General features: G+C 70.0%; 24 protein-coding genes, 5 tRNA genes and 1 riboswitch. Of the genes, 18 read left to right on the forward strand and 11 right to left on the reverse strand.

Going from position 1 to position 24,550, the window contains the following annotated elements; all coding sequences use genetic code 11:
* Positions 1 to 259: 259 nt before the first annotated feature.
* A complete protein-coding gene (locus ACFZDL_RS31530; protein WP_353593925.1) occupies positions 260 to 1,417 on the reverse strand; it encodes a Glu/Leu/Phe/Val dehydrogenase dimerization domain-containing protein in 1,158 nt (385 codons plus the stop codon).
* 199 nt (positions 1,418 to 1,616) lie between these two features.
* Here ACFZDL_RS31530 and ACFZDL_RS31535 point away from each other — a divergent pair, with 199 nt between their 5' ends.
* Positions 1,617 to 2,465: a hypothetical protein gene (locus tag ACFZDL_RS31535; protein WP_353593924.1), complete on the forward strand. Its 849-nt coding sequence runs from the start codon at positions 1,617 to 1,619 to the stop codon at positions 2,463 to 2,465.
* 581 nt (positions 2,466 to 3,046) lie between these two features.
* Entirely contained in the window at positions 3,047 to 3,253 is a 207-nt protein-coding gene (gene bldC, locus ACFZDL_RS31540) for a developmental transcriptional regulator BldC (protein ID WP_003949541.1), read from the forward strand.
* Positions 3,254 to 3,697: 444 nt separating this feature from the next.
* Here the strand turns inward: bldC and ACFZDL_RS31545 are convergent, their stop codons facing one another.
* From ACFZDL_RS31545 to hrpA, 3 genes are all read right to left on the reverse strand, one after another.
* On the reverse strand, positions 3,698 to 3,892 hold the full coding sequence (locus ACFZDL_RS31545; RefSeq protein WP_353593923.1) for a DUF6274 family protein: 195 nt from the start codon (positions 3,890 to 3,892) through the stop codon (positions 3,698 to 3,700).
* A gap of 118 nt (positions 3,893 to 4,010) precedes the next feature.
* A tRNA-Asp gene (locus ACFZDL_RS31550) sits at positions 4,011 to 4,085 on the reverse strand.
* 311 nt (positions 4,086 to 4,396) lie between these two features.
* A complete protein-coding gene (gene hrpA, locus ACFZDL_RS31555) occupies positions 4,397 to 8,323 on the reverse strand; it encodes an ATP-dependent RNA helicase HrpA (RefSeq protein ID WP_353593922.1) in 3,927 nt (1,308 codons plus the stop codon).
* Between the two features lie 110 nt (positions 8,324 to 8,433).
* Between hrpA and ACFZDL_RS31560 the strand changes: the two genes are divergently transcribed.
* The 7 genes from ACFZDL_RS31560 (at position 8,434) to ACFZDL_RS31590 (ending at position 11,496) form a co-directional block, all read left to right on the forward strand.
* On the forward strand, positions 8,434 to 9,528 hold the full coding sequence (locus tag ACFZDL_RS31560; RefSeq protein ID WP_353593921.1) for an ABC transporter permease: 1,095 nt from the start codon (positions 8,434 to 8,436) through the stop codon (positions 9,526 to 9,528).
* Positions 9,529 to 9,608: 80 nt separating this feature from the next.
* Positions 9,609 to 10,052 carry an MscL family protein gene (locus ACFZDL_RS31565; RefSeq protein WP_353593920.1) on the forward strand — a complete coding sequence of 148 codons (444 nt, stop codon included), beginning with the start codon at positions 9,609 to 9,611 and terminating at the stop codon, positions 10,050 to 10,052.
* Between the two features lie 32 nt (positions 10,053 to 10,084).
* Positions 10,085 to 10,228 (forward strand): hypothetical protein, encoded by a 144-nt coding sequence (locus tag ACFZDL_RS31570; RefSeq protein ID WP_353593919.1) that lies wholly within the window; start codon positions 10,085 to 10,087, stop codon positions 10,226 to 10,228.
* Between the two features lie 63 nt (positions 10,229 to 10,291).
* On the forward strand, positions 10,292 to 10,573 hold the full coding sequence (locus tag ACFZDL_RS31575) for a type II toxin-antitoxin system Phd/YefM family antitoxin (RefSeq protein ID WP_353593918.1): 282 nt from the start codon (positions 10,292 to 10,294) through the stop codon (positions 10,571 to 10,573).
* 3 nt (positions 10,574 to 10,576) lie between these two features.
* The gene (locus ACFZDL_RS31580) at positions 10,577 to 10,858 is read left to right on the forward strand and encodes a type II toxin-antitoxin system RelE/ParE family toxin (RefSeq protein ID WP_353593917.1); all 282 of its coding nucleotides are present in this window, start codon (positions 10,577 to 10,579) and stop codon (positions 10,856 to 10,858) included.
* A 145-nt stretch (positions 10,859 to 11,003) separates the two neighbouring features.
* Positions 11,004 to 11,327 (forward strand): helix-turn-helix transcriptional regulator, encoded by a 324-nt coding sequence (locus ACFZDL_RS31585; protein WP_353593916.1) that lies wholly within the window; start codon positions 11,004 to 11,006, stop codon positions 11,325 to 11,327.
* Complete coding sequence (locus ACFZDL_RS31590; RefSeq protein WP_353593915.1) at positions 11,221 to 11,496, forward strand: tyrosine-type recombinase/integrase; 276 nt, start codon at positions 11,221 to 11,223, stop codon at positions 11,494 to 11,496. The genes ACFZDL_RS31585 and ACFZDL_RS31590 overlap by 107 nt, the downstream gene beginning before the upstream one ends.
* An 84-nt stretch (positions 11,497 to 11,580) precedes the next feature.
* On the opposite strand, the gene ACFZDL_RS31595 is transcribed toward ACFZDL_RS31590, so the two are convergent.
* From ACFZDL_RS31595 to ACFZDL_RS31605, 3 genes are all read right to left on the reverse strand, one after another.
* Positions 11,581 to 11,654 (reverse strand) — tRNA-Phe (locus ACFZDL_RS31595).
* Between the two features lie 4 nt (positions 11,655 to 11,658).
* Positions 11,659 to 11,733, reverse strand: a tRNA-Asp gene (locus ACFZDL_RS31600).
* 38 nt (positions 11,734 to 11,771) lie between these two features.
* A tRNA-Glu gene (locus ACFZDL_RS31605) sits at positions 11,772 to 11,844 on the reverse strand.
* A 217-nt stretch (positions 11,845 to 12,061) separates the two neighbouring features.
* Here ACFZDL_RS31605 and ACFZDL_RS31610 point away from each other — a divergent pair.
* The 6 genes from ACFZDL_RS31610 to ACFZDL_RS31635 all read left to right on the forward strand — a co-directional run bounded on the left by ACFZDL_RS31610 (position 12,062) and on the right by ACFZDL_RS31635 (position 17,372).
* On the forward strand, positions 12,062 to 12,412 hold the full coding sequence (locus ACFZDL_RS31610; protein ID WP_353593914.1) for a metallopeptidase family protein: 351 nt from the start codon (positions 12,062 to 12,064) through the stop codon (positions 12,410 to 12,412).
* 128 nt (positions 12,413 to 12,540) lie between these two features.
* Entirely contained in the window at positions 12,541 to 13,167 is a 627-nt protein-coding gene (locus ACFZDL_RS31615) for a hypothetical protein (RefSeq protein WP_353593913.1), read from the forward strand.
* 233 nt (positions 13,168 to 13,400) lie between these two features.
* Positions 13,401 to 15,764: a DEAD/DEAH box helicase gene (locus tag ACFZDL_RS31620; protein WP_353593912.1), complete on the forward strand. Its 2,364-nt coding sequence runs from the start codon at positions 13,401 to 13,403 to the stop codon at positions 15,762 to 15,764.
* 141 nt (positions 15,765 to 15,905) lie between these two features.
* Positions 15,906 to 15,978 (forward strand) — tRNA-Lys (locus ACFZDL_RS31625).
* 294 nt (positions 15,979 to 16,272) lie between these two features.
* A complete protein-coding gene (locus ACFZDL_RS31630) occupies positions 16,273 to 16,440 on the forward strand; it encodes a hypothetical protein (RefSeq protein ID WP_353593911.1) in 168 nt (55 codons plus the stop codon).
* Positions 16,441 to 16,478: 38 nt separating this feature from the next.
* Positions 16,479 to 17,372 carry a right-handed parallel beta-helix repeat-containing protein gene (locus ACFZDL_RS31635; protein WP_353593910.1) on the forward strand — a complete coding sequence of 298 codons (894 nt, stop codon included), beginning with the start codon at positions 16,479 to 16,481 and terminating at the stop codon, positions 17,370 to 17,372.
* Between the two features lie 128 nt (positions 17,373 to 17,500).
* Here the strand turns inward: ACFZDL_RS31635 and ACFZDL_RS31640 are convergent, their stop codons facing one another.
* The 4 genes from ACFZDL_RS31640 to ACFZDL_RS31655 all read right to left on the reverse strand — a co-directional run bounded on the left by ACFZDL_RS31640 (position 17,501) and on the right by ACFZDL_RS31655 (position 20,119).
* A complete protein-coding gene (locus tag ACFZDL_RS31640) occupies positions 17,501 to 17,917 on the reverse strand; it encodes a hypothetical protein (protein WP_353593909.1) in 417 nt (138 codons plus the stop codon).
* A gap of 274 nt (positions 17,918 to 18,191) precedes the next feature.
* Positions 18,192 to 18,605, reverse strand: coding sequence for a hypothetical protein (locus ACFZDL_RS31645; RefSeq protein WP_353593908.1), 414 nt, complete (start codon positions 18,603 to 18,605; stop codon positions 18,192 to 18,194).
* Positions 18,606 to 18,823: 218 nt separating this feature from the next.
* Positions 18,824 to 19,402, reverse strand: a complete 579-nt coding sequence (locus tag ACFZDL_RS31650) for a hypothetical protein (protein ID WP_353593907.1) — start codon at positions 19,400 to 19,402, stop codon at positions 18,824 to 18,826.
* 252 nt (positions 19,403 to 19,654) lie between these two features.
* Positions 19,655 to 20,119 carry a hypothetical protein gene (locus ACFZDL_RS31655; protein ID WP_353593906.1) on the reverse strand — a complete coding sequence of 155 codons (465 nt, stop codon included), beginning with the start codon at positions 20,117 to 20,119 and terminating at the stop codon, positions 19,655 to 19,657.
* Between the two features lie 443 nt (positions 20,120 to 20,562).
* Here ACFZDL_RS31655 and ACFZDL_RS31660 point away from each other — a divergent pair, with 443 nt between their 5' ends.
* The 3 genes from ACFZDL_RS31660 to ACFZDL_RS31670 all read left to right on the forward strand — a co-directional run bounded on the left by ACFZDL_RS31660 (position 20,563) and on the right by ACFZDL_RS31670 (position 24,426).
* The gene (locus tag ACFZDL_RS31660) at positions 20,563 to 21,342 is read left to right on the forward strand and encodes a DUF6227 family protein (protein ID WP_353593905.1); all 780 of its coding nucleotides are present in this window, start codon (positions 20,563 to 20,565) and stop codon (positions 21,340 to 21,342) included.
* A gap of 241 nt (positions 21,343 to 21,583) precedes the next feature.
* Entirely contained in the window at positions 21,584 to 22,876 is a 1,293-nt protein-coding gene (locus tag ACFZDL_RS31665) for a PP2C family protein-serine/threonine phosphatase (RefSeq protein ID WP_353593904.1), read from the forward strand.
* Between the two features lie 213 nt (positions 22,877 to 23,089).
* A riboswitch (cyclic di-AMP (ydaO/yuaA leader) is annotated at positions 23,090 to 23,266 on the forward strand.
* A gap of 11 nt (positions 23,267 to 23,277) precedes the next feature.
* Positions 23,278 to 24,426 (forward strand): M23 family metallopeptidase, encoded by a 1,149-nt coding sequence (locus ACFZDL_RS31670; protein ID WP_353593903.1) that lies wholly within the window; start codon positions 23,278 to 23,280, stop codon positions 24,424 to 24,426.
* Positions 24,427 to 24,550: the final 124 nt, after the last annotated feature.

Here is a 24,550-nt window from a genome sequence, read left to right on the forward strand (position 1 = left end):
ACAACCGGCGGACAGCCCCGTACCCGCTGGTCAGCTGCGATTTTAACGTGTCCTGGGCGCCGACCCGCCGACGGGCCGTGAGGGATCTCTCCTCGATGGCCCCGTACGGACCCGTATGCGTCCCGTATGCGTCCCGTATGCGTCCCGTATGCGCTCCGTACGGGCCTCGGAGGTTACGGCCGGGCCCCGGGCGGCCGCGAGGCCGTGCCGGGGCCCGGTACGCCGTCAGGCGTGGCTGCCGGGAGGGCCGGGAGGGGAGTCAGGCGTGGCGGCCCTCCGCCATGCGCTGCTCGGCCAGCCGGTCGGCGGCCGCGGCGGGCGGGATTCCGTCGGCCTGCGCCCGATCGAATATGGCCAGCGTCGTATCGAAGATCTTTGCCGCCTTGGCCTTGGCCCGGTCGAAGTCGAAACCGTGCAGTTCGTCCGCGACCTGGATCACACCGCCGGCGTTCACCACGTAGTCCGGCGCGTAGAGGATGCCGCGGTCGGCGAGGTCCTTCTCGACCCCGGGGTGGGCCAGCTGGTTGTTGGCGGCCCCGCACACCACGCGCGCGCTCAGCGCGGGCACGGTGACGTCGTCGAGGGCGCCGCCGAGCGCGCACGGGGCGTAGACGTCGAGGTCGGCGCGGATCAGGGCGTCGGTGTCCGTGACGGCCGTCACCTCGGGGTGGCGGGCGCGGACCCGCTCGACGGACTCGGCCCGCACGTCCGTGACCACGACCTCGGCGCCGTCCTCCAGCAGGTGCTCGACGAGGTGGTGGCCGACCTTGCCGACGCCGGCGATGCCGACCCGGCGGCCGCGCAGCGTGGGCGCGCCCCAGGACGCCTGGGCGCTGGCCCGCATGCCCTGGAAGACGCCGTAGGCGGTGAGCACGGAGGAGTCGCCCGCGCCGCCCGCCTCGGGGGAGCGGCCGGTGGTCCAGGGGCACTCGCGGGCCACGACGTCCATGTCGGCGACATAGGTGCCGACGTCGCAGGCGGTGACGTAGCGGCCGCCGAGGGAGGCCACGAAGCGGCCGTAGGCCAGCAGCAGCTCTTCGGTCTTGATCTGCTCGGGGTCGCCGATGATCACGGCCTTGCCGCCGCCGTGGTCGAGCCCGGCCAGCGCGTTCTTGTAGGACATGCCGCGGGCGAGGTTGAGCGCGTCCATGACGGCCGCTTCTTCGGGGCGCGCCGTGGAGGCGTAGGCGTGGAAGCGGGTGCCGCCGAGGGCCGGGCCCAGGGCGGTCGAGTGGATGGCGATGACGGCCTTCAGGCCGCTCGCGCGGTCCTGGCAGAGCAGGACCTGCTCATGGCCGCCCTGATCGGAGGCGAAGAGCGTGGCGAGGGCGGACGAAGGATCGGATGCTGCGCTGCTGCCCGTCGGACCGTCGACGCTGACGGTATGACGTACGTCGGTCACTGTGGTGACTCCCATATGCCGCGATGTGGACGCCCTCCTTGCTGGTGGGGAGGGCCGGTGGGCAAGAGCGTAAGCCCTTGGGGGCGGCTCGGAACGGCACGGTGTGTGCCGAGTCCCGAAGGGGGGCGGCGAGTCCCCGGGCCGGGCGTGGGACGATGCGGGCAGCCGGGGACAAGCGGCCCCCGGCGACCGTCTCGGCCTTGAGGGAGCGCGCGTGACCGTGGCGTCGTCGGTGGTTGTCCCGTACGCGGCTTACCTGAGGGTCTACGAGCCGCTGGCGGCCTTTCCCGAGCCCGAACGCTCCCACTGGGCACGTTACGCCAAGCGGGACGACCTCCCGGGCGTCCAGGACGAGCTGCGCCGCTCGCTGGCCGATCTGCTGCCGGTGCCGCCGGTGGCGGTGCCCGTGCACGAGAGCAGCGACGCCTTCGTGGCGGTCGTGGACGGGGTCACCTGCGTCTGTCCGTGGCGCACCCGGCTGCGCGGCTGGCTGGCCCTGGAAGAGCTCGCCGAGCGGCTTCCGGCGCCCCTGCTGGACGCCGCGCTGCCCCCGGTGGTGCGCCGGCAGGCGGCGGCGGACTACGAGCGGTGGCTGGAACGCAACCCGGACGCCCGGCCGTGGATCAGATCGGCCACCTGGCATGTGCCGGTGCGCTGGTTCGTGCTCTTCTCGGACGACGAGCGCGAGTACGACAAGGGCTACGGCGACGGGGAGGACGGGCCGCTGCTGCGCTACCGGACCCCCATGGTCCAGGCCAGGCGTCGAGTGGCGCGCGGCCTCAAGGTGCTCAAAGATGGTCTCGGTGAGGGGCCACTGATCGACGGCCTGGTAGATGTTGGTCGGTGGCTCGAGGAATTCCATCCGCGTTCGCTGGTCGAGCTGGACTACGGCGGACTGGTGCACGCGGTGCCCCCGGGGCAGCTCGACGACGACCGCTCCGCCGCCGATGTGGCGGAGGGGCTGGCGGCGCTGCGCGACGGGGACGGGGATCGGGCGGGAACCGCGTACCAGCGGCTGACGGAGCGCTGGACGGCGGTCCGTGGCCGGCAGAACGCGAGCTGAGCCGCACACGGGCAGCACGGCAACACGGGGCACACGGGGATGAACGGGGACACGGGGATGGCGTGGCGATGGCGTGCGCGCATGTGCGATACATCGAGACTGATAAGGCCGGTAAGCGGGACACCACGGGACGGGCAGGACGTAGGTCCCGATCCGGGCCTATGCCTCAATCGTGACCTAAAGCACTGACTCCGGGCCTTGCGGCAATCCCCCACCCTCGTGTCAAAATAGGACAAGGAGTCCGGGAAGGCCTCCTTCCGCTCAACTATGGGCGGAATCATCGGTATTGCACTCCTTGGCGGGGTCTGTTGTCGCTGATCCTGTTGTGACTGATCGTCACGGCCGCGTGACTGTCCGCTATGACATGGTCCATCGGCTTCCGTCGAGGTTGAACACCTGAGAGGGCAATTCCATCGGTTTGGCCGACGGGGCTGGACAGATGGTGTAGTTGTAGTGCCGAGGACAAGCCGTTCGTCCTATAACCGACTCGGCCCGCGTCCGCCATTTCGGGCAACGTGGGTCAAGGTGCAGAATTTAGAGGAAAGAACCGTGATGGTTCGGTTCTCCCGAGGAGGCCGCTCATGACCGCTCGCACCCCTGATGCCGAGCCGCTGCTGACCCCGGCTGAGGTTGCCACGATGTTCCGCGTGGACCCGAAGACGGTCACGCGGTGGGCCAAGGCAGGCAAGCTCACGTCCATCCGCACGCTCGGAGGGCACCGGCGCTACCGCGAAGCGGAGGTCCGTGCACTTCTGGCGGGCATCCCGCAGCAGCGCAGCGAGGCCTGAACAACCGCATAACCGGGCGTTTTCCGGCCCCCCAGTCGGAATTCCGCCCGTGCGCTCCACACGACTGGCGCCTGCCCCAACAGGCCCACGCCCGCTCGACATGGGTGCGTCGTCGATCGCGCTGGACTCCGCCGGGTCCAGCGCGATCTTTTTATGCCCTGCTCGCGGGCCCGCCGTGGCGTGCGGCGGTCCGCCGGGAGGCTTGGTGACTCATCGGTAACACGTCGTGGCGCGATGTTGTGGGAGGGCTGGGACGGGTGGGCGGGTCGACCCGGAATCGCCCCTTCCAGGGACCTCCCGGGGGCTTGGACAGGCGGTGCAATTGCACATATTAAATTGACTTGTTGTAGACCGGGCGTAAGTTCCCTCACTCCGCAAGCCCATTCGGTGACTCCCGTCACACCGCACAATGCTTGTGGCGTACTCGCCAACTGCGGTAAGGGCTTACCGAGTTGTCGCCGACTCGCCTCCGGCCTCGGCGGAGCGGGAATCCCCCGCCGCGTCCCGCGCCGGTTCCATGGCGAGCCGCAGCAGCCGATGGCAGATAGGGCAGTGCCGGGTGAAGTGGCGATAGCCCGTGGCGGCCGCCAGATGTGCACGGAGCAGCGCCCTGGTTTCGTGTCTCGCGGATGTCGTCATGAGCCGTACCTCCCGCGCGCGCCCCCATGTCGCCTTCTAGCTTGGGTACCTCTGGTACGTGCCGCCGTCAAGACGCCAAAAGGCCCGGACCTCTGTGCGGTCCGGGCCTTCAACACTGCGGTCCTGACGGGATTTGAACCCGCGGCCTCCACCTTGACAGGGTGGCGAGCACTCCAAACTGCTCCACAGGACCATACGGCTTGCGCCGCTTGGCTGCCGCGCTCTTTCGTGCGCTGCGGAGACAGACTCTACAGCAGGTCAGGGGGTGCGGTCGAACTCGCGCCCGGCGGCGGTACGGGGCGTCACACGGGGCGGGGGCCGGGGCGTCACACGGACCCAGGGGGCCCGGCGCCCCGCGGCCCCTCTGAACGAGCCTGAGCACAAGCCCCGGCCCCCTGGACCCGTCAAGGGCCCCCAGACGCCCGTCAAGGCGCCCAGAGGCCGTCTGAGCGCCTTGACGGGTCTTCCGGGGCCGGGAGGCCCGGGGCCGAAGGGGCCGAGCTCCTACGGCGCGGCCGCGTCGATGGCCTTCACGATGCGCTTGTCGGAGATCGGATAGGCGGTGCCGAGGGCGTGCGCGAAATAGCTCACCCGCAGCTCCTCGATCATCCAGCGGATCTCCAGCGCCTCCTGAGGCACCGGCCGGCCCGCCGGGAACTGCTCCAGCAGCCACGCGTACTCGTCCCGCATCTCCTTGACCTTCGCCATCCGCGCCCGGTCCCGCTCGGCGTTGGTCGGGAGCTGCTGCAGCCGCCGGTCGACGGCCACCAGATAGCGCATGAGGTCCGGGAGGCGGCGCACCCCGTGCTCGGTCACGAAACCGGGCCTGATGAGCTCCGCCAGCTGCTCCTTGACGTCCGCGAGGGACGCCAGCAGCGCGGGGCTCGTGGTGGCCTTCAGCCGCCGCTCGCACGACTGCCAGGCCGCCAGCACCTCCTGGACCTTGCGCACCGTGTCCAGCGTCGCGTCCATGATGTCGGCCCGGACCCCGTCGAAGAGTTTGTGGAAGCTCTCCTCGTCCCACGCCGGGCCGCCGCGCGCGGCGATCAGCCGGTCGGCCGAGGCGGCGACACAGTCCTCGAAGAGGGCCTGCACGCTGCCGTGCGGGCTGCGCGAGAGCGCCAGCTTGGCCTGGTTGGACAGCTGCCCCTGGGCGAACTTGGCCGGGCTGGCCGGCAGCCCCAGCAGGATCAGCCGGCGGGTGCCGCGCCACATCGCCTGCCGCTGCTCGGCCTCGGTGTCGAAGAGGCGCACGGCCACCGAGGCGCCCTCGTCCACGAGCGCCGGGTACGCCTTGACGGGCTGGCCCGCGCGGCGGGTCTCGAAGGTGCGCGGAAGCGCGCCGACCGTCCACCGGGTCAGCCCGGTGCGCTGCTCGAGGCCCCCGCCCTCCTTGGAGCTCTCGAAGGCCTTGGAGATGGCGGCCCGGGTCTTGGGCTTGAGCCGCTGCTTCAGCGTCTCGAGGTCCTTGTCCTCGGCGAGTTTGCGGCGCCGCTCGTCGACCACCCGGAAGGTGATCTTCAGGTGTCCGGGCACCTTGTCCGGGTCCCAGTCCTCCGGGTCGATCCGCACCCCCACCATCCGCTGCAGCTCGCGGGAGAGCGCGGCCGTCAGCGGCTCCTGGAGGGGGACCGCGCTGTCCAGAAAGCGCTTGGCGTAGTTCGGCGCCGGGACGTAATTGCGGCGGATCGGCTTGGGCAACGACCGGATCAGCTCGGTCACCAAGTCCTCGCGCAGCCCCGGGATCTGCCAGTCGAAGCCGTCCGGGGTGACCTGGTTGAGCACCTGCAGCGGAATGTGGACGGTGACGCCGTCCGCGTCCGTGCCCGGCTCGAACTGGTACGTCACCTTGAACTTGAGCTTCCCCTGGCGCCAGGAGTCCGGATAGGCGTCCTTGGTGACGCCCGCCGCCCGCTCGTTGATGAGCATCGACTTCTCGAAGTTGAGAAGCTCGGGCTCTTCCTGGCGTTTGTGCTTCCACCACGAGTCGAAATGCGCCCCGGACACGATGTGTTCGGGCAGCCGCTGATCGTAGAAGTCGAACAGCGTCTCGTCGTCGACGAGGATGTCGCGCCGCCGGGCACGGTGTTCCAGTTCCTCGACCTCGCCCAGCAGTTTGCGGTTGTCGTGGAAGAACTGGTGGTGCGTGCGCCAGTCGCCCTCCACCAGGGCGTTGCGGATGAACAGGTCCCGGCAGGTCTCCGGGTCGATCCGGCCGTAGTTCACCTTCCGCTGGGCGACGATCGGCACGCCGTACAGCGTGACCCTCTCGTACGCCATCACGGCCGCCTGCTTCTGCTCCCAGTGCGGCTCGCTGTAGGTGCGCTTGACCAGATGCTGGGCGAGCGGCTCGATCCACTCCGGCTCGATCTTCGCGTTGACCCGCGCCCACAGCCGCGAGGTCTCCACGAGCTCGGCCGACATGACCCAGCGCGGCGGCTTCTTGAAGAGCGCCGAACCCGGGAAGACCGCGAACTTCGCGCTGCGCGCGCCCAGATACTCGTTCTTGTCGGTGTCCTTGAGGCCGACATGGGACAGCAGCCCCGCCAGTAGCGAGGTGTGGATGTGGTCCGGCGCCGCGTCCTGGTCGGACATCTCGATGTCCATCGTCTTCGCGACCGTACGCAGCTGGCTGTAGATGTCCTGCCATTCGCGTATGCGCAGGTAGTTCAGGAACTCCTGGCGGCACATCCGGCGGAACGCGGACGAGGACAGCTCCTTCTGCCGCTCCCTGATGTACTTCCACAGGTTGAGGAAGGCCAGGAAGTCGCTCGACTCGTCCTTGAAGCGGGCGTGCTGCTGATCGGCCTGCTGCTGCTTGTCGGAGGGCCGCTCGCGCGGGTCCTGGATGGACAGCGCCGCCGCGATCACCATGACCTCGCGGACACAGCCGTTGCGGTCGGCCTCCAGGACCATCCGGGCCAGCCGGGGGTCCACGGGCAGCTGGGCGAGCTTGCGCCCGACCGGGGTGAGCCGCTTGCGGGGGTCCTTCTGCGCGCCGTCCAGCGCGTGCAGCTCCTCCAGCAGCTGCACGCCGTCCTTGATGTTGCGCCGGTCCGGCGGGTCGATGAACGGGAACTTCTCGATGTCGCCGAGCCCGGCGGCGGTCATCTGGAGGATGACGGAGGCCAGGTTGGTCCGCAGGATCTCCGCGTCGGTGAACTCCGGGCGGGTCAGGAAGTCGTCCTCGGAGTACAGCCGGATGCAGATGCCGTCGCTGGTGCGGCCGCAGCGGCCCTTGCGCTGGTTGGCGCTGGCCTGGGAGATCGGCTCGATGGGCAGCCGCTGCACCTTGGTGCGGTGGCTGTAGCGGGAGATCCGGGCGGCGCCCGGATCGATCACGTACCGGATGCCGGGGACCGTCAGCGAGGTCTCCGCCACATTGGTCGCCAGGACGATCCGGCGGCCGGTGTGGCGCTGGAAGACCCGGTGCTGCTCGGCGTGTGACAGCCGCGCGTACAGCGGCAGCACCTCGGTCGCCCGCAGCTGCTTCTTGTTCAGCGCGTCGGCGGTGTCCCGGATCTCCCGCTCCCCGGAGAGGAAGACCAGGATGTCGCCGGGGCCCTCGGCCTGCAGCTCGTCCACGGCGTCACAGATCGCGGTGATCTGGTCCCGGTCGCTGTCCTCCCCGCCCTCCTCCAGCAGCGGGCGGTAGCGCACCTCGACCGGGTACGTACGCCCGCTGACCTCGACGATCGGCGCGTCGCCGAAATGGCGGGAGAAGCGCTCGGGGTCGATGGTGGCGGAGGTGATCACGACCTTGAGGTCGGGGCGGCGGGGCAGCAGCTGGGCCAGATAGCCGAGCAGGAAGTCGATGTTGAGGCTGCGCTCATGGGCCTCGTCGATGATGATCGTGTCGTACTGGCGCAGCTCGCGGTCGGTCTGGATCTCGGCCAGCAGGATGCCGTCCGTCATCAGCTTGACGTGGGTGTCCTTGCCCACCTGGTCGGTGAACCGGACCTTCCAGCCGACGGACTCGCCCAGCGGCGACCGCAGCTCCTCGGCGATGCGCTCGGCGACCGTACGGGCCGCGATGCGGCGCGGCTGGGTATGGCCGATCAGGCCCTTGACGCCGCGGCCCAGCTCCAGACAGATCTTGGGGATCTGGGTGGTCTTGCCGGAGCCGGTCTCGCCCGCGACGATCACGACCTGGTGGTCCCGGACCGCGGCGAGGATGTCGTCCTTTTTCTGGCTGACCGGCAGTTCTTCGGGGTAGGTGACGGCGGGCACGGCGGCGCGGCGGTCGGCGACCCGCAGCTCCGCCCGCTCGATGTCATCGGCGATCTCGCCCAGCACGGCCGCGCGGGCCTCGGGCTTACGGATCCGGCGCGTGCCGTCGAGCCGGCGCCCCAGCCGCTGCTGGTCGCGCAGCATCAGCTCGGGCAGCCGCTCCAGCAGGGCGGACAGGGCGGGGGCAGGCGTGGTGGACATACGGGCTCCAGGATCTCACCTCTCGAAAACGGCTGGCGAACCATTTCTGTCCGGTGTTGTCCAGGCCACGTCGAGAGGTATGCCCGCGATGTCCGTTCTAGCGTGACCTCATGGGCAATGAGGCGAGCGACGACAGGGCCGGTGGTGGGAGTGAACGGGCCGGAAGCGAGCCCCGGGAGCAGGGGCGCCGGTCCTGGTGGTCGGCTTTCAGACACTCCCCGTTCTTCTCCGCCACGGTCGTGGCACTGATCATTTCCGCGGGCGCGGGGCTCTTCGCCGGCTCGTACACCTACGCCTTCGCGAACCCCACCCCGCACTCCATCCCCACCGCCGTCGTGGTCCGCGACCACGGCACCCCCACCGAGAAGGCCTTCGTCGCCGGCATGGAGAAGGCCCTGCACGCCTCGCTCCGGCTGCACACCTACCCCTCGTACCCGCGGGCCCTGCAGGCGGTCGAGGAGCAGACCGTCTTCGCGGTGCTGCGGGCGCGCCGCCACGGCGTGGAACTGGACGTCTCCGGCGCCTCGGGGGCGTCGGTGGCCCAGGTGCTGACCGAGGCCGGGCCGAAGGTGGGGCGGGCGCTCGGGGTGCCGGTCCTGGTCAGGGACGTGAACCCGCTCCAGCCGGGCGATCCGCGCGGCCTCGCGATCTTCTACATCTCACTCGCCGCGGTGATCATCGGCTTCATCGGCGCCATCCAGCTGAGCGTGAACGCGCGAGACCTCAACCCGGGGGAGCGGATCGCCTTCACCGTCCTGTACGCGCTGCTCGGCGGCTTCACCATCGCGGCGATCGTGGACTGGGGGCTCGGCGCGCTCGACCTTCCCTTCGTGGAGTCCTGGATGATCCTGGCGCTGACGATGTTCACCTCCGGGATGGTCTTCTCCATGTTCAACGTCCTCTTCGGACGGTGGGCGCTCATCCCGACCTGGGGCCTGATGGTGCTCCTCGGCAACCCCTCCTCGGGCGGCGCCGTCTCCTGGCCCCTGCTGCCCTCGATCCTCGGCTACATCGGCCGCTGGCTGCCCCCGGGCGCCTCCGTCAACGCGCAGCACACCGCGGTCTACTTCCGTGAGTACCAGCACGCCTTCCCGTTCCTGGTACTGGCCGGATGGTCCCTGCTGAGCTGCGCCGTCTTCTGGACCTGGCGCCACCGCCACCCCGGCGGCCGCGAAACACCGGTACGCCGGCCCGATGACCGCTGACGGGCTGTAGCCGCTGGGGCGGTCCGCCACTCGGAGCAGTTCCGGTTGTCGGCCCATCCAAGATCGACTGTCCTGGGAGCATGTTCAAGGGCTTCAAGAGCTTTCTGATGCGTGGTGACATCATCATGGTGGCGGTGGGGCTGATCATCGCCCTGGCGTTCTCCACCTTGATCCTGGCGTTCACCGACAACGTCATCAATCCGATCATCGCCCGCGCCCAAGGCGGCAAGTCGGCCGGCCTCGGCTGGCAGCTCGGTCAGGCCGGGAACAAGTCCACCTACCTCAATCTCGGCTCGTTCATCTCCGCCCTGATCTACTTCGTCATCTTCATGGCGGTGGTCTACTTCCTGATCGTCCTCCCGTACAAGGCCTTCCAGGCGCGCCGCGGAGTCACCGTGTTCGGCGATCCCGCGCCCGTCAAAACCTGCCCGGCCTGCCTCTCCGCCGACATCCCGATGGAGGCTTCCAAGTGCCGATACTGCGGCACCGAACAGCCCGCGAGGCCGGAGCGGGCAGCGGGCTGAGCCGACGGACGGCGGGAGTCGGCGACCACCCGATGGCCGCGCTGGTGGAATTCGTGCCCGACCGGCTGAACGCGGCTGAGGTGCTGGTGGCGGCAGAGTTGGAGCACCGCAGGGCGATTCGCCGCTATCGGGCACGTCTCGCGCCGTCGCCGCACGCCATCGTGCAGGCCGGGTGAACAACGGGACCGTGCGCCAGCGGACGGATTTGCACCTTCATGTACATCTGTTACATTGATGACATGAGTGATCCGGTGGTTGAATCCATGGCCGAGGTCCGCAGCCACCTCGCCGACGTCATCGATCGCGCTCGCCGGGAGGAAACCCCGACGATCATCACCCGGCGCGGCAAACATGAAGCTGTCGTGATCGACATCCAGGAGTACCAGCGCCTGCGACAGATCGCCGAAGAGGCCGAAGAGGTGTGGCTCAACCGGCTGGCCGACGAAGCCGAGTCCGAGGGCACGGAAGGGGCGGTCTCGCTCGAAGAGATGGCTGCCTTGCTCCGCGCCCATGAGGGCTGACCCTTGGGGCACGTCACGCGCTTCACGCCGCACGCCCAGCGGGACATGCTCAAGATCCCGCGCCCGGATGCCCTGCGCATCCTGTATCGCCTCACTGAACTTCAGAAGGCAATGGATGCGGGCGACACGACTGCGTTCGACATCAAAGCTCTCCAAGGGCACAACGCTCGTTGGCGACTCAGGGTCGGTGACTACCGCATCGTCTACACCGTCGAGAACGGCCAACTCATCGTGTGGGTCCTGGCCGTCGGCAACCGTCGCGACGTCTACCGCCAGGTTCCGTAGGACATCCGACTCGCTCGGCTCTGCTGCTCCTGGGCGGTGACAAGGCTGGAAACTGGGAGCGCTGGTACCGCGACAACATCCCGCTGGCCGAGCGGCTCTACCGCGATTACACCAGCGATCAGGACTGAGGGAGTAGCTATTGCCCATGAAGGCTGCGCAGGACTGGGAGACCCTGGAGCAGGAGCTGTACGCGGCCGGTGTGGAGCCCGCCGAGGTGCAAGCAGGGTCTCGTCGGCTTCTCGCCGAGGCGCGTGGCCACCAGCTCGCCGAGGCACGCAAGCAGTCGGGGTTGGCCCAGCGGGATGTGGCGGCCCGGATGGGAGTCAGCATCGCCCGGATCTCCCAGATCGAACACGGCGAGGGTGCCACCCTGGACGTCATCGCCCGCTACGTGGAGGCGCTCGGACAACCCGCGCCGGAGCTGGGACCCGGCACGGAAGCGGCTCGGCCCGGATCAGCGCTTCCATGATCTTCGCCACACCTGCATCACGCTGCTGCTGGATCTTGGCACGCCGGTGCATGTCGTCCAGCAGATCGCCGGACACAGTGATCACGGGTTGACCATGAAGGTCTACGCCCACGCCTCGCTCGACGAGCAGCGCAAGGCCCGCGGCCGCAGGGAGGGCCGGTTGGCGTAGATCCGGCACCGTAGGCGTCACAGGAAACCAAGAAGCCCCCTCCGGGTGACCCTGGAGGGGGCTTTGCCCTGGTGAGGGCTGCGGTGGCTGGGGCCGGGGTCGAACCGGCGACCTTCCGCTTTTCAGGCGGACGCTCGTACCAACTGAGCTACCCAGCCGCAGCGGTCCTGACGGGATTTGAACCCGCGGCCTCCACCTTGACAGGGTGGCGAGCACTCCAAACTGCTCCACAGGACCTAGCTTGTGCGAGCTCTAGTCTCGCACATGGTGTTACGTGCCCCCAACGGGATTCGAACCCGTGCTACCGCCTTGAAAGGGCGGCGTCCTGGGCCACTAGACGATGAGGGCTGATGGCCCACCTGGAGCGCCTTCCGGCGCCGTCGGGGACGTGAGAAGCATATGGGATGCCGGTGAGGTTCGCCAAAACGGTTTCTTCCCGGGGCCGCGGCCGGCGCGTGTCGCGGCCGGGAGAGGGGAGGGCGCCGCGGGCCGGGCCTTGTCCCGTGGGGGACGGATCCGCGTCACGGTCGTCCCTTTCCGGGCCCGGCTGCCGGACAATGGCCACGTGCTGGAGATGACGCGCGAGGAGTTCGAGGAACTGGTCGCCGAGGCCCTGGACCGGATCCCGCCGGAGCTGACGCGGCTGATGGACAACGTCGCGGTGTTCGTGGAGGACGAGCCCCCGGCGGAGGACCCGCAGCTGCTCGGGCTCTATGAGGGCACGCCGCTGACCGACCGCGGCGAGTGGTACGCGGGCGTGCTGCCGGACCGGATCACGGTGTACCGGGGGCCGACGCTGCGGATGTGCGAGTCGCGCGAGGACGTGGTCGAGGAGACGGAGATCACGGTGGTGCACGAGATCGCGCACCACTTCGGGATCGACGACGCACGGCTGCACGCGCTCGGCTACGGCTGATCCGGCCGGCGCGTGTCCTTGAGCCGGGCGGGTCCCGGCGGACGCGGTCCCGCCGGCGCGTGTCCTGGGCGGGGCGGGTCCAGTTGGGCAGTGCGTCCGTCCGTACGCGCACTGGAGGCCCGCCCCGCATGCCCGGATCGCCCGCTCCCCGCCCCGACCTCCCCGCCCGCTCCTCCGGGGCGCCCCGGGCCTCGCGCGTCCAGCGGGGCCCGTGCGTGGTGGCGGCCCTCGTCGCCGCGGCCATGTCCCTGGCGGGCTGTACGAGCGTTTCCGACGGCCCGAAGCGTCCGGGCCCGCACCACGGCGCCCGTGGCCACGACGGGGCGGCGGAGCCGGGCGGGGGCGTGGTGACGTCGGGCGCCGAGGCGCGTACGTATCCGGACGGCGGACCAGACGGCGGCCACGGAGGGGACGCGAAGAACGGGAGGGACAAGAAGAAGGACGGGAAGCGGGCGAAGGACGGGAAGGGCGGGAAGAAGGGGGAGAAAGGGGAGAAGGAGGCGAAGCGGTCGGACCCGGCCTCGGTGCCGGGCGCGGACGAGTCCTCTCCCGCGAAGCCCCCCAAGGGCGGACCCGGCCCGCAGCGGCCGGTGCCGTCCGCGCCCTCGTCGCCGGTGTCGCCGTCCGGGGGCGCCTCCTCCACCGCGGCCCCCTCCGACCCGTCGTCGAGCGCCCCGGAGCCGCCGCGGCCGACCACCTCCGCCCCGGCGTCCCCGCCCGCGTCCCCGGCGCCGGAAGCCGACGAGGAGGAGTGACGGAATGACGGCGTGGCGGCGGGCGTCCGGGGCGTCGCGCGGCGGATTTGCTCTTGAGGGGTGGGAGTGCGTATGGTGGTAGATCGTTTGATCCCATTTGCCCGGCGCCAAACCGAAGAGCGCCGCGTGGCGCGTTCCTTACCTTCCCGTGGCTGACCGCACTGAGGCGGTTTTTTGCGACATCACACGGAGCTTGGGCGCGTGCCGAAACTCCGGAAGGTTTCGCATTTCGCATGTCCGTTGCCACTGACCACGCCGTCATGCCCGCTGCCGACGACGAGCAGAACGAGCTGACCGAGCAGGCCGAGCGCACCCAGACCACCGAATCCGCCCAGACTACCGAAGCCGGCCAGGCCGCCGACCAGCCGCAGACCGCCGAGCAGCCGCAGGACGCCGAGCAGCCGCAGGACGCCGAGCAGCCCGAGATCACCTTCGCCGACCTCGGCCTCCCCGAGCAGATCGTCCGCAAGCTGGCGCAGAACGGCGTCACCACGCCCTTCCCGATCCAGGCCGCGACCATCCCGGACGCCCTGGCCGGCAGCGACATCCTCGGCCGTGGCCGCACCGGCTCCGGCAAGACCCTGTCCTTCGGTCTCCCGCTGCTGACCACGCTGGCCGGCGGCCACACCGAGAAGAAGCGCCCCCGCGGCCTCATCCTCACCCCGACCCGCGAGCTCGCCATGCAGGTGAGCGACGCGCTGCAGCCGTACGGCGACGTCCTGGGCCTCAAGCTCAAGGTGGTCTGCGGCGGCACCTCGATGGGCAATCAGATCTACGCGCTGGAGCGCGGGGTCGACATCCTCGTCGCCACCCCGGGCCGGCTGCGCGACATCATCGACCGTGGCGCCGCGTCGCTGGACAAGGTCCAGATCGCCGTCCTGGACGAGGCCGACCAGATGGCCGACATGGGCTTCCTGCCCGAGGTCACCGAGATCCTCGACCTGGTGCCGCAGGGCGGTCAGCGGCTGCTGTTCTCCGCGACGCTCGAGAACGAGATCGACACCCTCGTGAAGCGCTACCTGGTCGACCCGATCACCCACGAGGTGGACCCCTCCGCGGGCGCGGTCTCGACCATGACCCACCACGTGCTCGTGGTGAAGCCGAAGGACAAGGCGCCGGTCACCGCCGCCATCGCCGCCCGCAAGGGCCGCACGATCATCTTCGTACGGACCCAGCTCGGCGCCGACCGCGTGGCCGAGCAGCTGCGCGACGCCGGGGTGCGGGCCGAGGCGCTGCACGGCGGCATGACGCAGGGGGCCAGGACCCGGACGCTGGCCGACTTCAAGGACGGCTATGTGAACGTGCTGGTCGCCACGGACGTCGCCGCGCGCGGTATCCACGTCGACGGCATCGACCTCGTCCTGAACGTGGACCCGGCCGGCGACCACAAGGACTATCTGCACCGGTCCGGCCGCACCGCCCGGGCGGGGCAGAGCGGCACGGTCGTCTCGCTGGCGCTGCCGCACCAGCGGCGGCAGATCTTCCGGCTGATGGAGGACGCGGGCGTCGACGCCTCGCGCCACATCGTCGGCGGCGCCGGTGCCTTCGACGAGGACGTGGCGCGTATCACAGGCGCCCGCTCGCTCACCGAGGTGCAGGCCGAGTCGGCCGCGAACGCCGCCAAGCAGGCCGAGCGCGATGTCCAGGAGCTCACCCGTGAGCTGGACAAGGCGCAGCGGCGGGCGACGGAGCTGCGTGAGGAGGCCGACCGGCTGACCGCGCGGGCGGCGCGGGAGCGCGGCGAGTACGTGGCCCCGGCGGAGCCCGCGGCCGCTGCCGCCCCGGAGGGCGTCGCCGACGCCTCCACCGACGCCTCGGCGGACGTCGTGGTGCCCGCCCAGCGCTCGGCCGAGGCCACCGTGGCCGCCGCCGAGCCTGCCGCCGCCCCCGCCGCTGTCGCCGCCTCTGAGGGCGACGAGGCGCCGCGGCGCTCCTCGTACGAGCGCCGTGACGAGCGGGGCAACTTCGACCGGCGGGACCGCCGGGACGGCGACCGTGGTGACCGCGCGTTCGGCCGTGACCGTCGCGAGGACCGTCCGCGCGGCTCCTACGACCGGCGTGACGACCGGCGTGACGACCGTGGCGGGCGCCCCTTCGAGCGCCGTGAGGACCGCGAGCGTGGTGGCTACCGCCGTGACGACCGCCGTGACGACCGCGGTGGCCGCTCGTACGACCGCCGTGACGACCGCGGTGGGTTCGACCGCCGGGACCGCCGGGACGGGGACCGTGGTGACCGCGCGTTCGGCCGTGACCGTCGCGAGGACCGTCCGCGCGGCTCGTACGACCGCCGGGACGACCGTGGCGGCCGTCCCTTCGAGCGCCGTGAGGACCGCGAGCGTGGCGGCTACCGCCGCGACGACCGGCGTGACGACCGTCCGGGGCGTCCGTTCGAGCGGCGCGACCACAACCACCGTGGCGGCGACCGCCCGTTCGGCCGCGACCGCCGTGACGACCGTCCGGGCCGCCGCGACGACCACCGGTCCGGCAACACCGGCGGCCGGTCCTACGAGCGCTCGTACGACCGCTCGCATGACCGCTCGCATGACCGGTCCTTCGACCGCCGCGCCGACAAGCCGCGCTGGAAGCGCAACGGCTGACGGCCGCCGTTCGGGTGGCTGAGACGCTGACCGAACGGCCTACTGAGGGGCCGTGCAACACCCGGTTGTTGCACGGCCTTTCGACCCCGTGGGGTATTGGCTCGGGTCTTGGCCCCCGGCCGAGCTATGCTGCGGGGGTGCGGGTCATTAGCTCAATTGGCAGAGCAGTGGACTTTTAATCCATTGGTTCAGGGTTCGAGCCCCTGATGACCCACGTGGCGAACCGCAGGTAGGCACCGCTGACCTGCGGTTTTCGTCGTTTTCTGCACCTGGTGTCACCCACCTGCGCCCGAGCGGATGCCGTCCTTCCGCCCTCCGCTCAGGCTGATCTTGCTGCTTCGAGCCATCCGGATTCCAGCAAGGTGAAGGAGACACCTCGTGCGACGTGTGACAACCCTCCGTGCTCTGGTCCCGGTCATGATGCTGGCGGCGTCCGTGTGGGGCGGCCCCGCGCCGGCGGTGGCCGTGGACGCCGGTGGCGGGGGTGGCGGCGGACACGGTCACGGTCATGGGCACAGCCACGACGACGACCATGGCCACGGCGCCGGCTACGACGGGGAACATGACCGGGGCAGCGGCGGTGACGGCATCGGCGGTGGTGGCGGTGGTGGCGGTGGTGGCAGCGGTGGTGGTGGCGAGCGGCCCGAAGTGGCCTGCGGGGATGTCTCCGGGCTGATCAGCTCCGTCAACGACGCCAATCACACGGGGGCAGGGGTGATCCAGCTCGCCCCGAACTGTGTCTACACGCTCACCGGTCCGGCGGTGTCCCCGGGCGCGAACGGGCCCGACGGGCTGCCGGTGATCACCGGGAATGTGACCCTCGTCGGCGCCAATACGACCATCACCCGGGGCTCGGCCACGGCCTTCCGCATCGCGGAGGTCGCTCCCGGGGGAACCCTGGCCCTCAACGGCATCACGGTCTCAGGCGGATCGGCGACCACCTCCGGCACGGGGATCAACGGCGGCGGCATCCTCGACGCGGGGACGCTGAGGCTGACGTCGAGCGCGGTCACCGGAAACACCGCGAGCAATGTCGGCGGCGGTATCGAGGTCGCGAACAACGCCGTACTGGAACTCAACTCCAGTCAGGTGACGCACAACACCGCCGGTGACGGCGGTGGAATTCACATCACCTCAGGGGGATCGCTGACGGCCACCGGCAGCCAGATCTCCGACAACACCGCGAACAACGCGGGCGGTGGGATCTCCAACTTCGGCAATGTGACGCTGACGGCGGTGTACGTCCAGCGCAATAACGCTATTGGCTTCGAGGGCGGTGGAATCACTACCAACGGCGGCAATTTCACCATGAATTCCGGGTTTCTCGACGCGAATACATCCGGAAGCCACGGAGGTGGTATCGCCAACTTCGGCAGCCAACTGATGATGCAATCCATCATCGTCACCAACAACACCGCCGGGCAGAACGGCGGCGGCCTGTACAACGACTCGGGTAATGCCCAGCTCATCGGCGACCAGGTGACCGGGAACACGGCCGGCGGCCAGGGCGGCGGCATTTTCGTGAACGGTGGGGCGGTGACACTGACCGGGACCTTTGTGTCCGCCAATACCCCGGACAACTGCGTACCGGGCCTGCCCGGGTGCTGAGCCGGTCTGGGGCAGCAGACACCGAATGGGCGCGGCCCCGGAAGGAGTTCCTTCCGGGGCCGCGCCCATCGACCGGGGAGGTGGTGCCGCGATCCCGCCTGGGCGGGCACGCGAAACCCGCTACCGCATCAGTAGCTGTGGCCGCGGCGGTGCGACTTCTTGCTCTTCTTGGCCTTGTTCTTGTTCTTGTTCTCGGGGGACTTGATGGCGATGTTGGCGCAGTTGCTGCCGACACGTACGTCGCCCGTCGGGGACGCGCCGCCGGTGAGCATGGTGGTGCCGGTGGCGGTGTCGCAGTCGTTGCTCTGAGATGCGCCGGAGTTGGTGAAGTTGACGCAGTCGGAGCCGATGTTCTCGTCACCCGTGGGCGCGGCCATGCCAGTGATCATGGTGGTGCCGGTGTGCGTGTCACACGAGTTGCTCTGGATGCCGCCGCTGGAGCCGAGCAGGGGTCCGAAGCCGTAGGCGCTCGCGCCGCCCGCGGTGCCGATGACCATCGCGCCGGCCGCTGCGGCCATGAGAGCGGCCTTCTTGCGAATCTGCATTGGTTGGTGCCTCCATTTAGGTTCTCCGCGAATTCCGCAGACTCCTTGACAACGAAGGCAATTGGGGAAGGATCCGGGGTCGATCCCAGCTTCACCCGTCCACCGTAGTAGGGATATCTTCGCCGTTGTGTGCTCAAGGCCGGAAGCACGAAAGCGGCCCCCGGCGGACGTCATCCGCCGGGGGCCGCAGGCAAAACTGTGACAGACTCCGCCAATCGACCGGGGAGTCGGTGCCGCGGTTCCGCCCGGGTGGGGTACGGCACCCGCTATCGCATCAGTAGCTGTGGCCGCGGTTCTTCTTTTCGTGCTTCTTGTTCTTGTTCTTGTTGTTCTCGGGGGACTTGACGGCGATGTTCGCGCAGTTGCTGCCGACGCGCACGTCGCCCGTCGGGGCCGCTCCACCGGTGGTCATGGTGTTGCCGGTGCGGGTGTCGCAGTCGTTGCTCTGGAGCACCACAGGCGCGTTGGTGAAGTTGATGCAGTCCGAGCCGACGTTCTGGTCACCCGTGGGCGCGGCCATACCGGTGAGCATGGTGTTGCCGGTGTTCGTGTCACACGAGTTGCTCTGGATGCCGCCGCTGGAGCCGAGCAGCGGTCCGAAGCCGTAGGCGCTCGCGCCGCCCGCGGTGCCGATGACCATCGCGCCGGCCGCTGCGGCCATGAGAGCGGCCTTCTTGCCAATCTGCATTGGTTGGTGCCTCCATTTAGGTTCTCCGCGAATTCCGCAGACGCCCTGACAACGAAGGCAATTGGGGAAGGATCCGGGACCGATCCCAGCTTCACCCGTCCGCCGCAGTAGGGATATCTTCGCCGTTGTGTCCCCATGACCGCACACGTACGGGGCCCCATGAACGCGGCCCCCGGCGGGAGTTGACGCCAGGGGCCGTGCACGAGACCGTCAGGAACTCATCGTCCGGAGCGGCTCCCGCTGCTCCCACCGCTGCTCCGGCTGTTGTTCCGCTTGCCGTTTTCATCTCCGTCTCCGGAGAGGTTGGCGCAGTTGGTCTCGGTGGTGACCTTGGGCCCGGGGGCCAGCGGCGAGATCGTGATGGGCCCGATGGTGGAGTTGGTCTCGCACTTGTTGCTCTGCTTGAGCGCTCCACCGGTCTTGCTGTAGTTGATGCAGTTGGTCCGGCTGGTGATATCGGGTGAGCCGGCGAGACCCGCGTTAATGGTGATGGGCCCGATGGTGGAGTTCGTCCGGCACCGGTTGCTCTGCTCCATCACTCCCGACTCGGTGTAGTTCACACAGTTGGTCTCGGTCGAGAGGTCTCCTGTCGGAGCCAGGCCGACGATGTTGATCGGCCCAAGCACGGAATTCGTGTCACAGCGGTTTTTCTGGCTGCCGCCTTGACTGCCGCTTTGACCGCCGGATGCGGACGGGGCACCCGAACCGTTGTCGGTCGCGCCGGCGCTGCCCGCGCCACCGATGGTCAGCGCACCTACAGCCGCCAGAAGCAGCGCTGTCCTCTTGCGCCCGTGCATAAAGCCTCCAAATGGGTTCTCGACGGTTATCCGTGAACATCTGACTAACGAGGGCAGGCGGCGATGGGTCTCCGAGTCGCCGCACCTCTACCCGTCCGGCGCATTAGAGACATCGTCAGTCTGCGCTGGCCATTCCTGCTCGCAACGCCAATGCGGCCCCGGACGAAGCAGTGTCCGGGGCCGCGATGGAAGCCAGAGATGTGTTCACCCTGTTTTTCTCATTCGGGGGAACACGGCGGGCTTGGCACGAAGTCAGCCGCCGTAGCCGCTGTGGCGCTGGCTGCCGTAGCTGCTGCCGTAGCCGCTTTGGCTGCCGCTGTAGCCGCTGTCGCTGCCGTAGCCGCTGCCGCTGCTGCCGGAGCGGACGGACGTGGTCGTGCCGGGGTAGGCGATGTTGGAGCAGCTGCTGCCGACCTTGGTGTCGCCCGAGGACGCGAGACCGCCGATGGAGGTGGTCGTCCCACTGGAGGTGTCGCAGTCGTTCCCTTGGTACGACGCACCGCCGTAGTTGACGTTGGCGCAGGTGCTGCCCAATTCGATGTCGCCCGTCGGGCCGGCTGCGGCGGTGTTCAGGACGACGCCGGTGCGGGTGTCACACTCATTTCCCTGGTAACCACCGCCACCGCCACCACTGGCGGCGGACGCGCCGCTCGCGCCGGCGAGCACGATCGTGCCGGCGGTGGCGGCCAAGAGGGCGGCCTTCTTTACGATCTTCACTTAATTCCTCCCGGTGGGTGTCTGCCGCGGAATCACGGACATCCACGTCAACGACGTAAATCTGTAAAAGCTTCGGGCTGGCTTTCACCTTCACTCGTCCGGCATAATTAGTCGCCCCTTTGCCTCGCTCGCCTTGCGGCTTCCTGCAAAGGAATCCGGCCGGTCGGACCCCAGATGAAGGGCGAGCACGGTGACTTTTATGTGAATTTCGAAAGGGGAGCCGTCAACCTCGCACGAAACCGGAATCCCCCCGTCCGAGTTGTTCGACGGGCCGAACGGGTGATATATCCGGGCGTCCCGGCGCAGGACTGAGTGAGGCTCGGCCCACAGACGGCTTCGCCGAACCGCACGCGCGGGCTGTGTTCGCGCCGCTACGGTAAGTGCGCGAGAACAGTCGCCGGGGGGACGGCGAGCGGACGGCCGGGAGGCGGGAGGAGACAGATATGGGGCACTCACGAGCTGGCGCGGGTGGCGGCACTCCTGCCGACCACCTGGAAGGGCTTCTCGCCCGCGCGCAGAACGGCTTCGAGATCGACGAGGCGGTGCTCGGCCGGGCCCGCGACGCCCTGATGCACCAGTCCGAGCTGCGCTCCTGCCGGCAGTGCAACGAGCCCTCGGGCCCGCTCGGCTACAGCACCTACCGCCATATCTTCCTGCTCCCCGACGGCAGCAGCCTGCTGCTGTGGGAGCTGGAGCACAACACCGGCCAGGACCGCCACCCGCTCTTCGAGGTCTACGCCGACGAGGACGCCCTGGCCCTGGCCGAGCGCCGGGTGCACGAGCGGATCGGCGGCGCCCGCTGGGAAGAGCTGGAGGGGTTACCGCTGTGGCTGCCCGAGCAACTGCTGCACTCCGTCGCGCCGGTGGAGACCCCGCGCGCGTACGTCTCCGACAACTCGGCCGACCACGCCCGCCGCGTCCTGCGCCGCGCGGAGAACCCCGACCGCCCCGGCACGGACACCGAGCAGCTGCTCGCCACGGCGTTCGCCCATGACATCGCGCTGGCCCCGAAGCCGCGCCGCCGCCCCGGCGGCCCCGACGCCACATGGTGCCGCTTCTACGAGCACGCGTTCCTCCTCGCCGGCGGGGACGAGATCGTCCTGTGGGAGCTGGAGCACAATCTGACCGCCGACGGGCGGCTGGTGTGCGAGGTGTATCTCGACGAGGTCTCCGCCGAGCTGGCGGCGGACCGTCACGCCCGGGCGCTCGGCGTCGACCTCTGACGCACCCACCTGGCCGACACCGGCTCGCCCGACGCCCCGTCACCCGGGAGTCTGGTGAGGCGGCAGGAGCGGACCAGGCGAGAGCGGACCAGGGAAAGCGAGAGCGGCCGGTGCGGGTGCGAGGGAGCAGGGCTCGTTCGGGCGCCCGTACGCGTGCCCGTACGCCCGCCCGCACGACCACCCGTACGCCCATCCGTACGACTGACCTTACGAGCCCGCGCACGAGACGGCGTACAAGGCCATGAGGCGGCGTACGGGGCGCCGTACGAGACCGCGCGCGCCCCGGCGCGCGGAGCCACCGCGCGCGGACCGGACCCGCGCGGACGAGCCCGGCGCGGACGAGCTCCGCGCGGACGGCCCCCGCGCGGACGGCCCCCGCGCGGACGGGCCCGGCGCGGGCGACGAGGTGCCCGGGGGTGCCGTCGGCCGCCGCTTCGCGCCCTGGCTTCCCGGCGTGCTCATCGCGGGCGGGGTCGCCTTCGACCTCGGCACCCCGCCCCCCTACACCGCCGCCCCCTTCCTCGCCGCCGCCCCGCTGGTCGCCGCCCCGCTCCACCCGCTGCGGCTGACCGCCCTCGCCGCGGTCCTCGCCGTCGGCGCCGCATGCCTGTTGGCCGAGTTCCACGGCGTCCAGGACTGGGCCCAGTCGGCCACCGAGATCGCCACCGTCGTGACGGTCGCCCTGCTGGCCCTCCTCATCAACCGTGTCGTCCTCCGTGGCTTCCGGAAGCTGGCGTCGGCGCGCGGTATCGCCGAGGCGGCCCAGCGCGCCGTACTGCCCGTGCCGCCGGCCCGCCTCGCCGGCCTGGACGTCGCGGCCCGCTATGTCGCGGCCGAGCAGGACGCCGCGATCGGCGGCGACCTGTACGCGGTGCAGGACACCCCGCACGGCGTGCGCATGGTCATCGGCGACGTACGGGGCAAGGGGCTGGGGTCGGTCGAGGTGGTCGCGGTCGTCATCGGCGCCTTCCGGGAGGCGGCCGAGCAGGAGGCCACGCTGGAAGGGCTCACCCTGCGGCTGGAGCGGGCGCTGCAGCGCGAACGGGCCCGGCGGGCCGACATCGAGCGCACCGAGGGTTTCATCACGGCGGTGCTGGCCGAGATCCCCCGCGGCGACTCCCTGCTCCGCCTGATCAACCGCGGCCACCCGGCGCCGCTGCTGCTGGACGGGGAGGGCTCGGTGCACCAGGCCGACCCCGAGATGCCGGCGCTGCCGCTGGGGATGGGCGACCTGGGGGCGTGGCCGGACCGGGTGGACGAGCTGCCGTTCGCGGAGGGGGTGACGCTGCTGCTGTTCACCGACGGGGTGAGCGAGGCGCGCGATGCGCGGGGCGCGTTCTACGACCCGGCGGCCCGGCTGCGCGGCCGCCGCTTCTCCGGACCGGTGGAGCTGCTCGACGCGTTGGTGGCGGATGTGGAGCGGCATACGGGCGGCGGGACCGCGGACGACATGGCGCTGCTGGCGCTGCGCCGGGCCTCGGCGACGCCGGGCGCGGATCATGGAGACGCTGACACGCTCCGTAGTGGAGCATGATCCCTCCGGATAACAATTGACGCACGATCAGTTCGAGGGTGTTTCCGTGTGTGCTCGGACGGCCGTCGACTCGCCCTCATGTGTCCCGAGTCGGGCGTTAAGTTCACCTCAAAGGTTGCTCTGATTCCGGGGAACGGCTTGGAATCGGGTCACGCTCTCTATTAACGTTCGATAACGCAGCGCGGTCGTCACAACCGCCGCAAGAGGCGGCACCGTGCGCCGTCGCCGAATCCCGCACGCACAGCAGCACCAGCAGCAGAGCGACAACAGCAACACCAAGGGAACCGGGGAACCACCAACCTTGGGGTGAATCGGGTCGAACCTGGCCCGTAGGAGACCTTCCTGCTCCGAACCCGTCAGCTAACCCGGTAGGCGAGAGGGAAGGAAAGGAGTGCGCCCGCGTGGCGTCCAACAGGTCTGCCCTTGAAGAAGCTCCGTCCCGCACATCCGGCGCCGGAGCGGGGACAGCCACCCGCTACGGCTCCTGGTTCGAACCGGCCGCCGAGGCGAGGGCCGGCCAGGACACCGAGACGTGGGACGAGTGGAATCCCACTGAGGAATCCATAGCCCCGGTGCGCGGCCGGCACCGCGTCGCCAAGCAGCGCGGCGGCACGATGGCGCGCGGCGGCGCCGTCCTCGGCGTCGGCGTGATCGCGGCGGTCGGCGCGGGCGGGATGGCGAGCGCCAAGGACCGCCCCAAGGCCCCCATATCCATGCCGGACCTCGCACACGTCGCCGACAAGGTGGCGGATGCCCTCCCCGACGTGGGGAACCTGCCCGGCATCGGCTCGCTGCTCTCGGACTCCTCGGGCTCCGACTCCGGCTCCGGCACCTCGGCCGCCCCCCTCTCCCAGGCGGGCCTGACCTCCGAGGACGAGGCGAACGGCGCCACCGACGCGGGCGAGGCACTGCGCGCCCGCATCCTGCAGCAGGCCGAGAACCAGCAGAACTCCGCCGACGAGTCGCAGCGCGTTGCCGCGGCCGACGCCGCCGCCGAGAAGGCCGCCGCCGCTGCCAAGAAGGCCGCAGACGCGGAGGCGAAGCGCAAGGCCGAGGCCGAGGCGAAGAAGAAGGCCGCCGAAGCCGAGGCCAAGCGGAAGGCCGAGGAGGCGGCCAGGAAGAAGGCCGAGGCCGAGCGCCTGGCCAAGCTCGCCGCCCAGTACACCCTCCCCGTCGTCTCGTACACCCTGACCGCGTCCTTCGGCCAGGCCGGCGACATGTGGTCGGCCGATCACACGGGCCAGGACTTCGCCGCCCCGACCGGCACCCCGGTCAAGGCGGTGCACGGCGGCACCATCACCTCGGCCGGGTGGGCCGGTTCGTACGGCTACCGCATCGTGCTCAAGCTGAACGACGGCACCGAGATCTGGTACTGCCACCTGTCGTCGATGGTCCGCACGTCGGGCTCGGTGACGACGGGCGAGGTCATCGGCCGCGTCGGCGCCACCGGCAATGTGACCGGCCCGCACCTCCACCTGGAGGTCCGGCCGGGCGGCGGCAGCCCGATCGACCCCATGCCCTGGCTCCGCGACCACGGCCTGAACCCGTGACCGCGCGACCCCGCCCCCCGGCGGCATCGGCCCGATGATCCGCTGACCGGGTCCCCATACCCCGGCGGCCTTGGCGCTCTCTCCCCCCTTGACGCCAGGGCCGCCGGTTTTTTGCCGCCCACTG

Source organism: Streptomyces sp. NPDC007917 (genome assembly GCF_042959105.1).
Taxonomy (GTDB): domain Bacteria; phylum Actinomycetota; class Actinomycetes; order Streptomycetales; family Streptomycetaceae; genus Streptomyces.

Coding starts and splice junctions, on each gene's coding strand:
- ACFZDL_RS31530 (WP_353593925.1), bottom strand. CDS start 1,417: ATGGGAGTCACCACAGTGACCGACGTACGTCATACCGTCAGCGTCGAC.
- bldC (WP_003949541.1), top strand. CDS start 3,047: ATGACCGCTCGCACCCCTGATGCCGAGCCGCTGCTGACCCCGGCTGAG.
- ACFZDL_RS31545 (WP_353593923.1), bottom strand. CDS start 3,892: ATGACGACATCCGCGAGACACGAAACCAGGGCGCTGCTCCGTGCACAT.
- hrpA (WP_353593922.1), bottom strand. CDS start 8,323: ATGTCCACCACGCCTGCCCCCGCCCTGTCCGCCCTGCTGGAGCGGCTG.
- ACFZDL_RS31560 (WP_353593921.1), top strand. CDS start 8,434: ATGGGCAATGAGGCGAGCGACGACAGGGCCGGTGGTGGGAGTGAACGG.
- ACFZDL_RS31565 (WP_353593920.1), top strand. CDS start 9,609: ATGTTCAAGGGCTTCAAGAGCTTTCTGATGCGTGGTGACATCATCATG.
- ACFZDL_RS31570 (WP_353593919.1), top strand. CDS start 10,085: ATGGCCGCGCTGGTGGAATTCGTGCCCGACCGGCTGAACGCGGCTGAG.
- ACFZDL_RS31575 (WP_353593918.1), top strand. CDS start 10,292: ATGAGTGATCCGGTGGTTGAATCCATGGCCGAGGTCCGCAGCCACCTC.
- ACFZDL_RS31585 (WP_353593916.1), top strand. CDS start 11,004: ATGAAGGCTGCGCAGGACTGGGAGACCCTGGAGCAGGAGCTGTACGCG.
- ACFZDL_RS31615 (WP_353593913.1), top strand. CDS start 12,541: ATGCCCGGATCGCCCGCTCCCCGCCCCGACCTCCCCGCCCGCTCCTCC.
- ACFZDL_RS31620 (WP_353593912.1), top strand. CDS start 13,401: ATGTCCGTTGCCACTGACCACGCCGTCATGCCCGCTGCCGACGACGAG.
- ACFZDL_RS31630 (WP_353593911.1), top strand. CDS start 16,273: ATGGGCACAGCCACGACGACGACCATGGCCACGGCGCCGGCTACGACG.
- ACFZDL_RS31640 (WP_353593909.1), bottom strand. CDS start 17,917: ATGCAGATTCGCAAGAAGGCCGCTCTCATGGCCGCAGCGGCCGGCGCG.
- ACFZDL_RS31645 (WP_353593908.1), bottom strand. CDS start 18,605: ATGCAGATTGGCAAGAAGGCCGCTCTCATGGCCGCAGCGGCCGGCGCG.
- ACFZDL_RS31650 (WP_353593907.1), bottom strand. CDS start 19,402: ATGCACGGGCGCAAGAGGACAGCGCTGCTTCTGGCGGCTGTAGGTGCG.
- ACFZDL_RS31660 (WP_353593905.1), top strand. CDS start 20,563: ATGGGGCACTCACGAGCTGGCGCGGGTGGCGGCACTCCTGCCGACCAC.
- ACFZDL_RS31665 (WP_353593904.1), top strand. CDS start 21,584: ATGAGGCGGCGTACGGGGCGCCGTACGAGACCGCGCGCGCCCCGGCGC.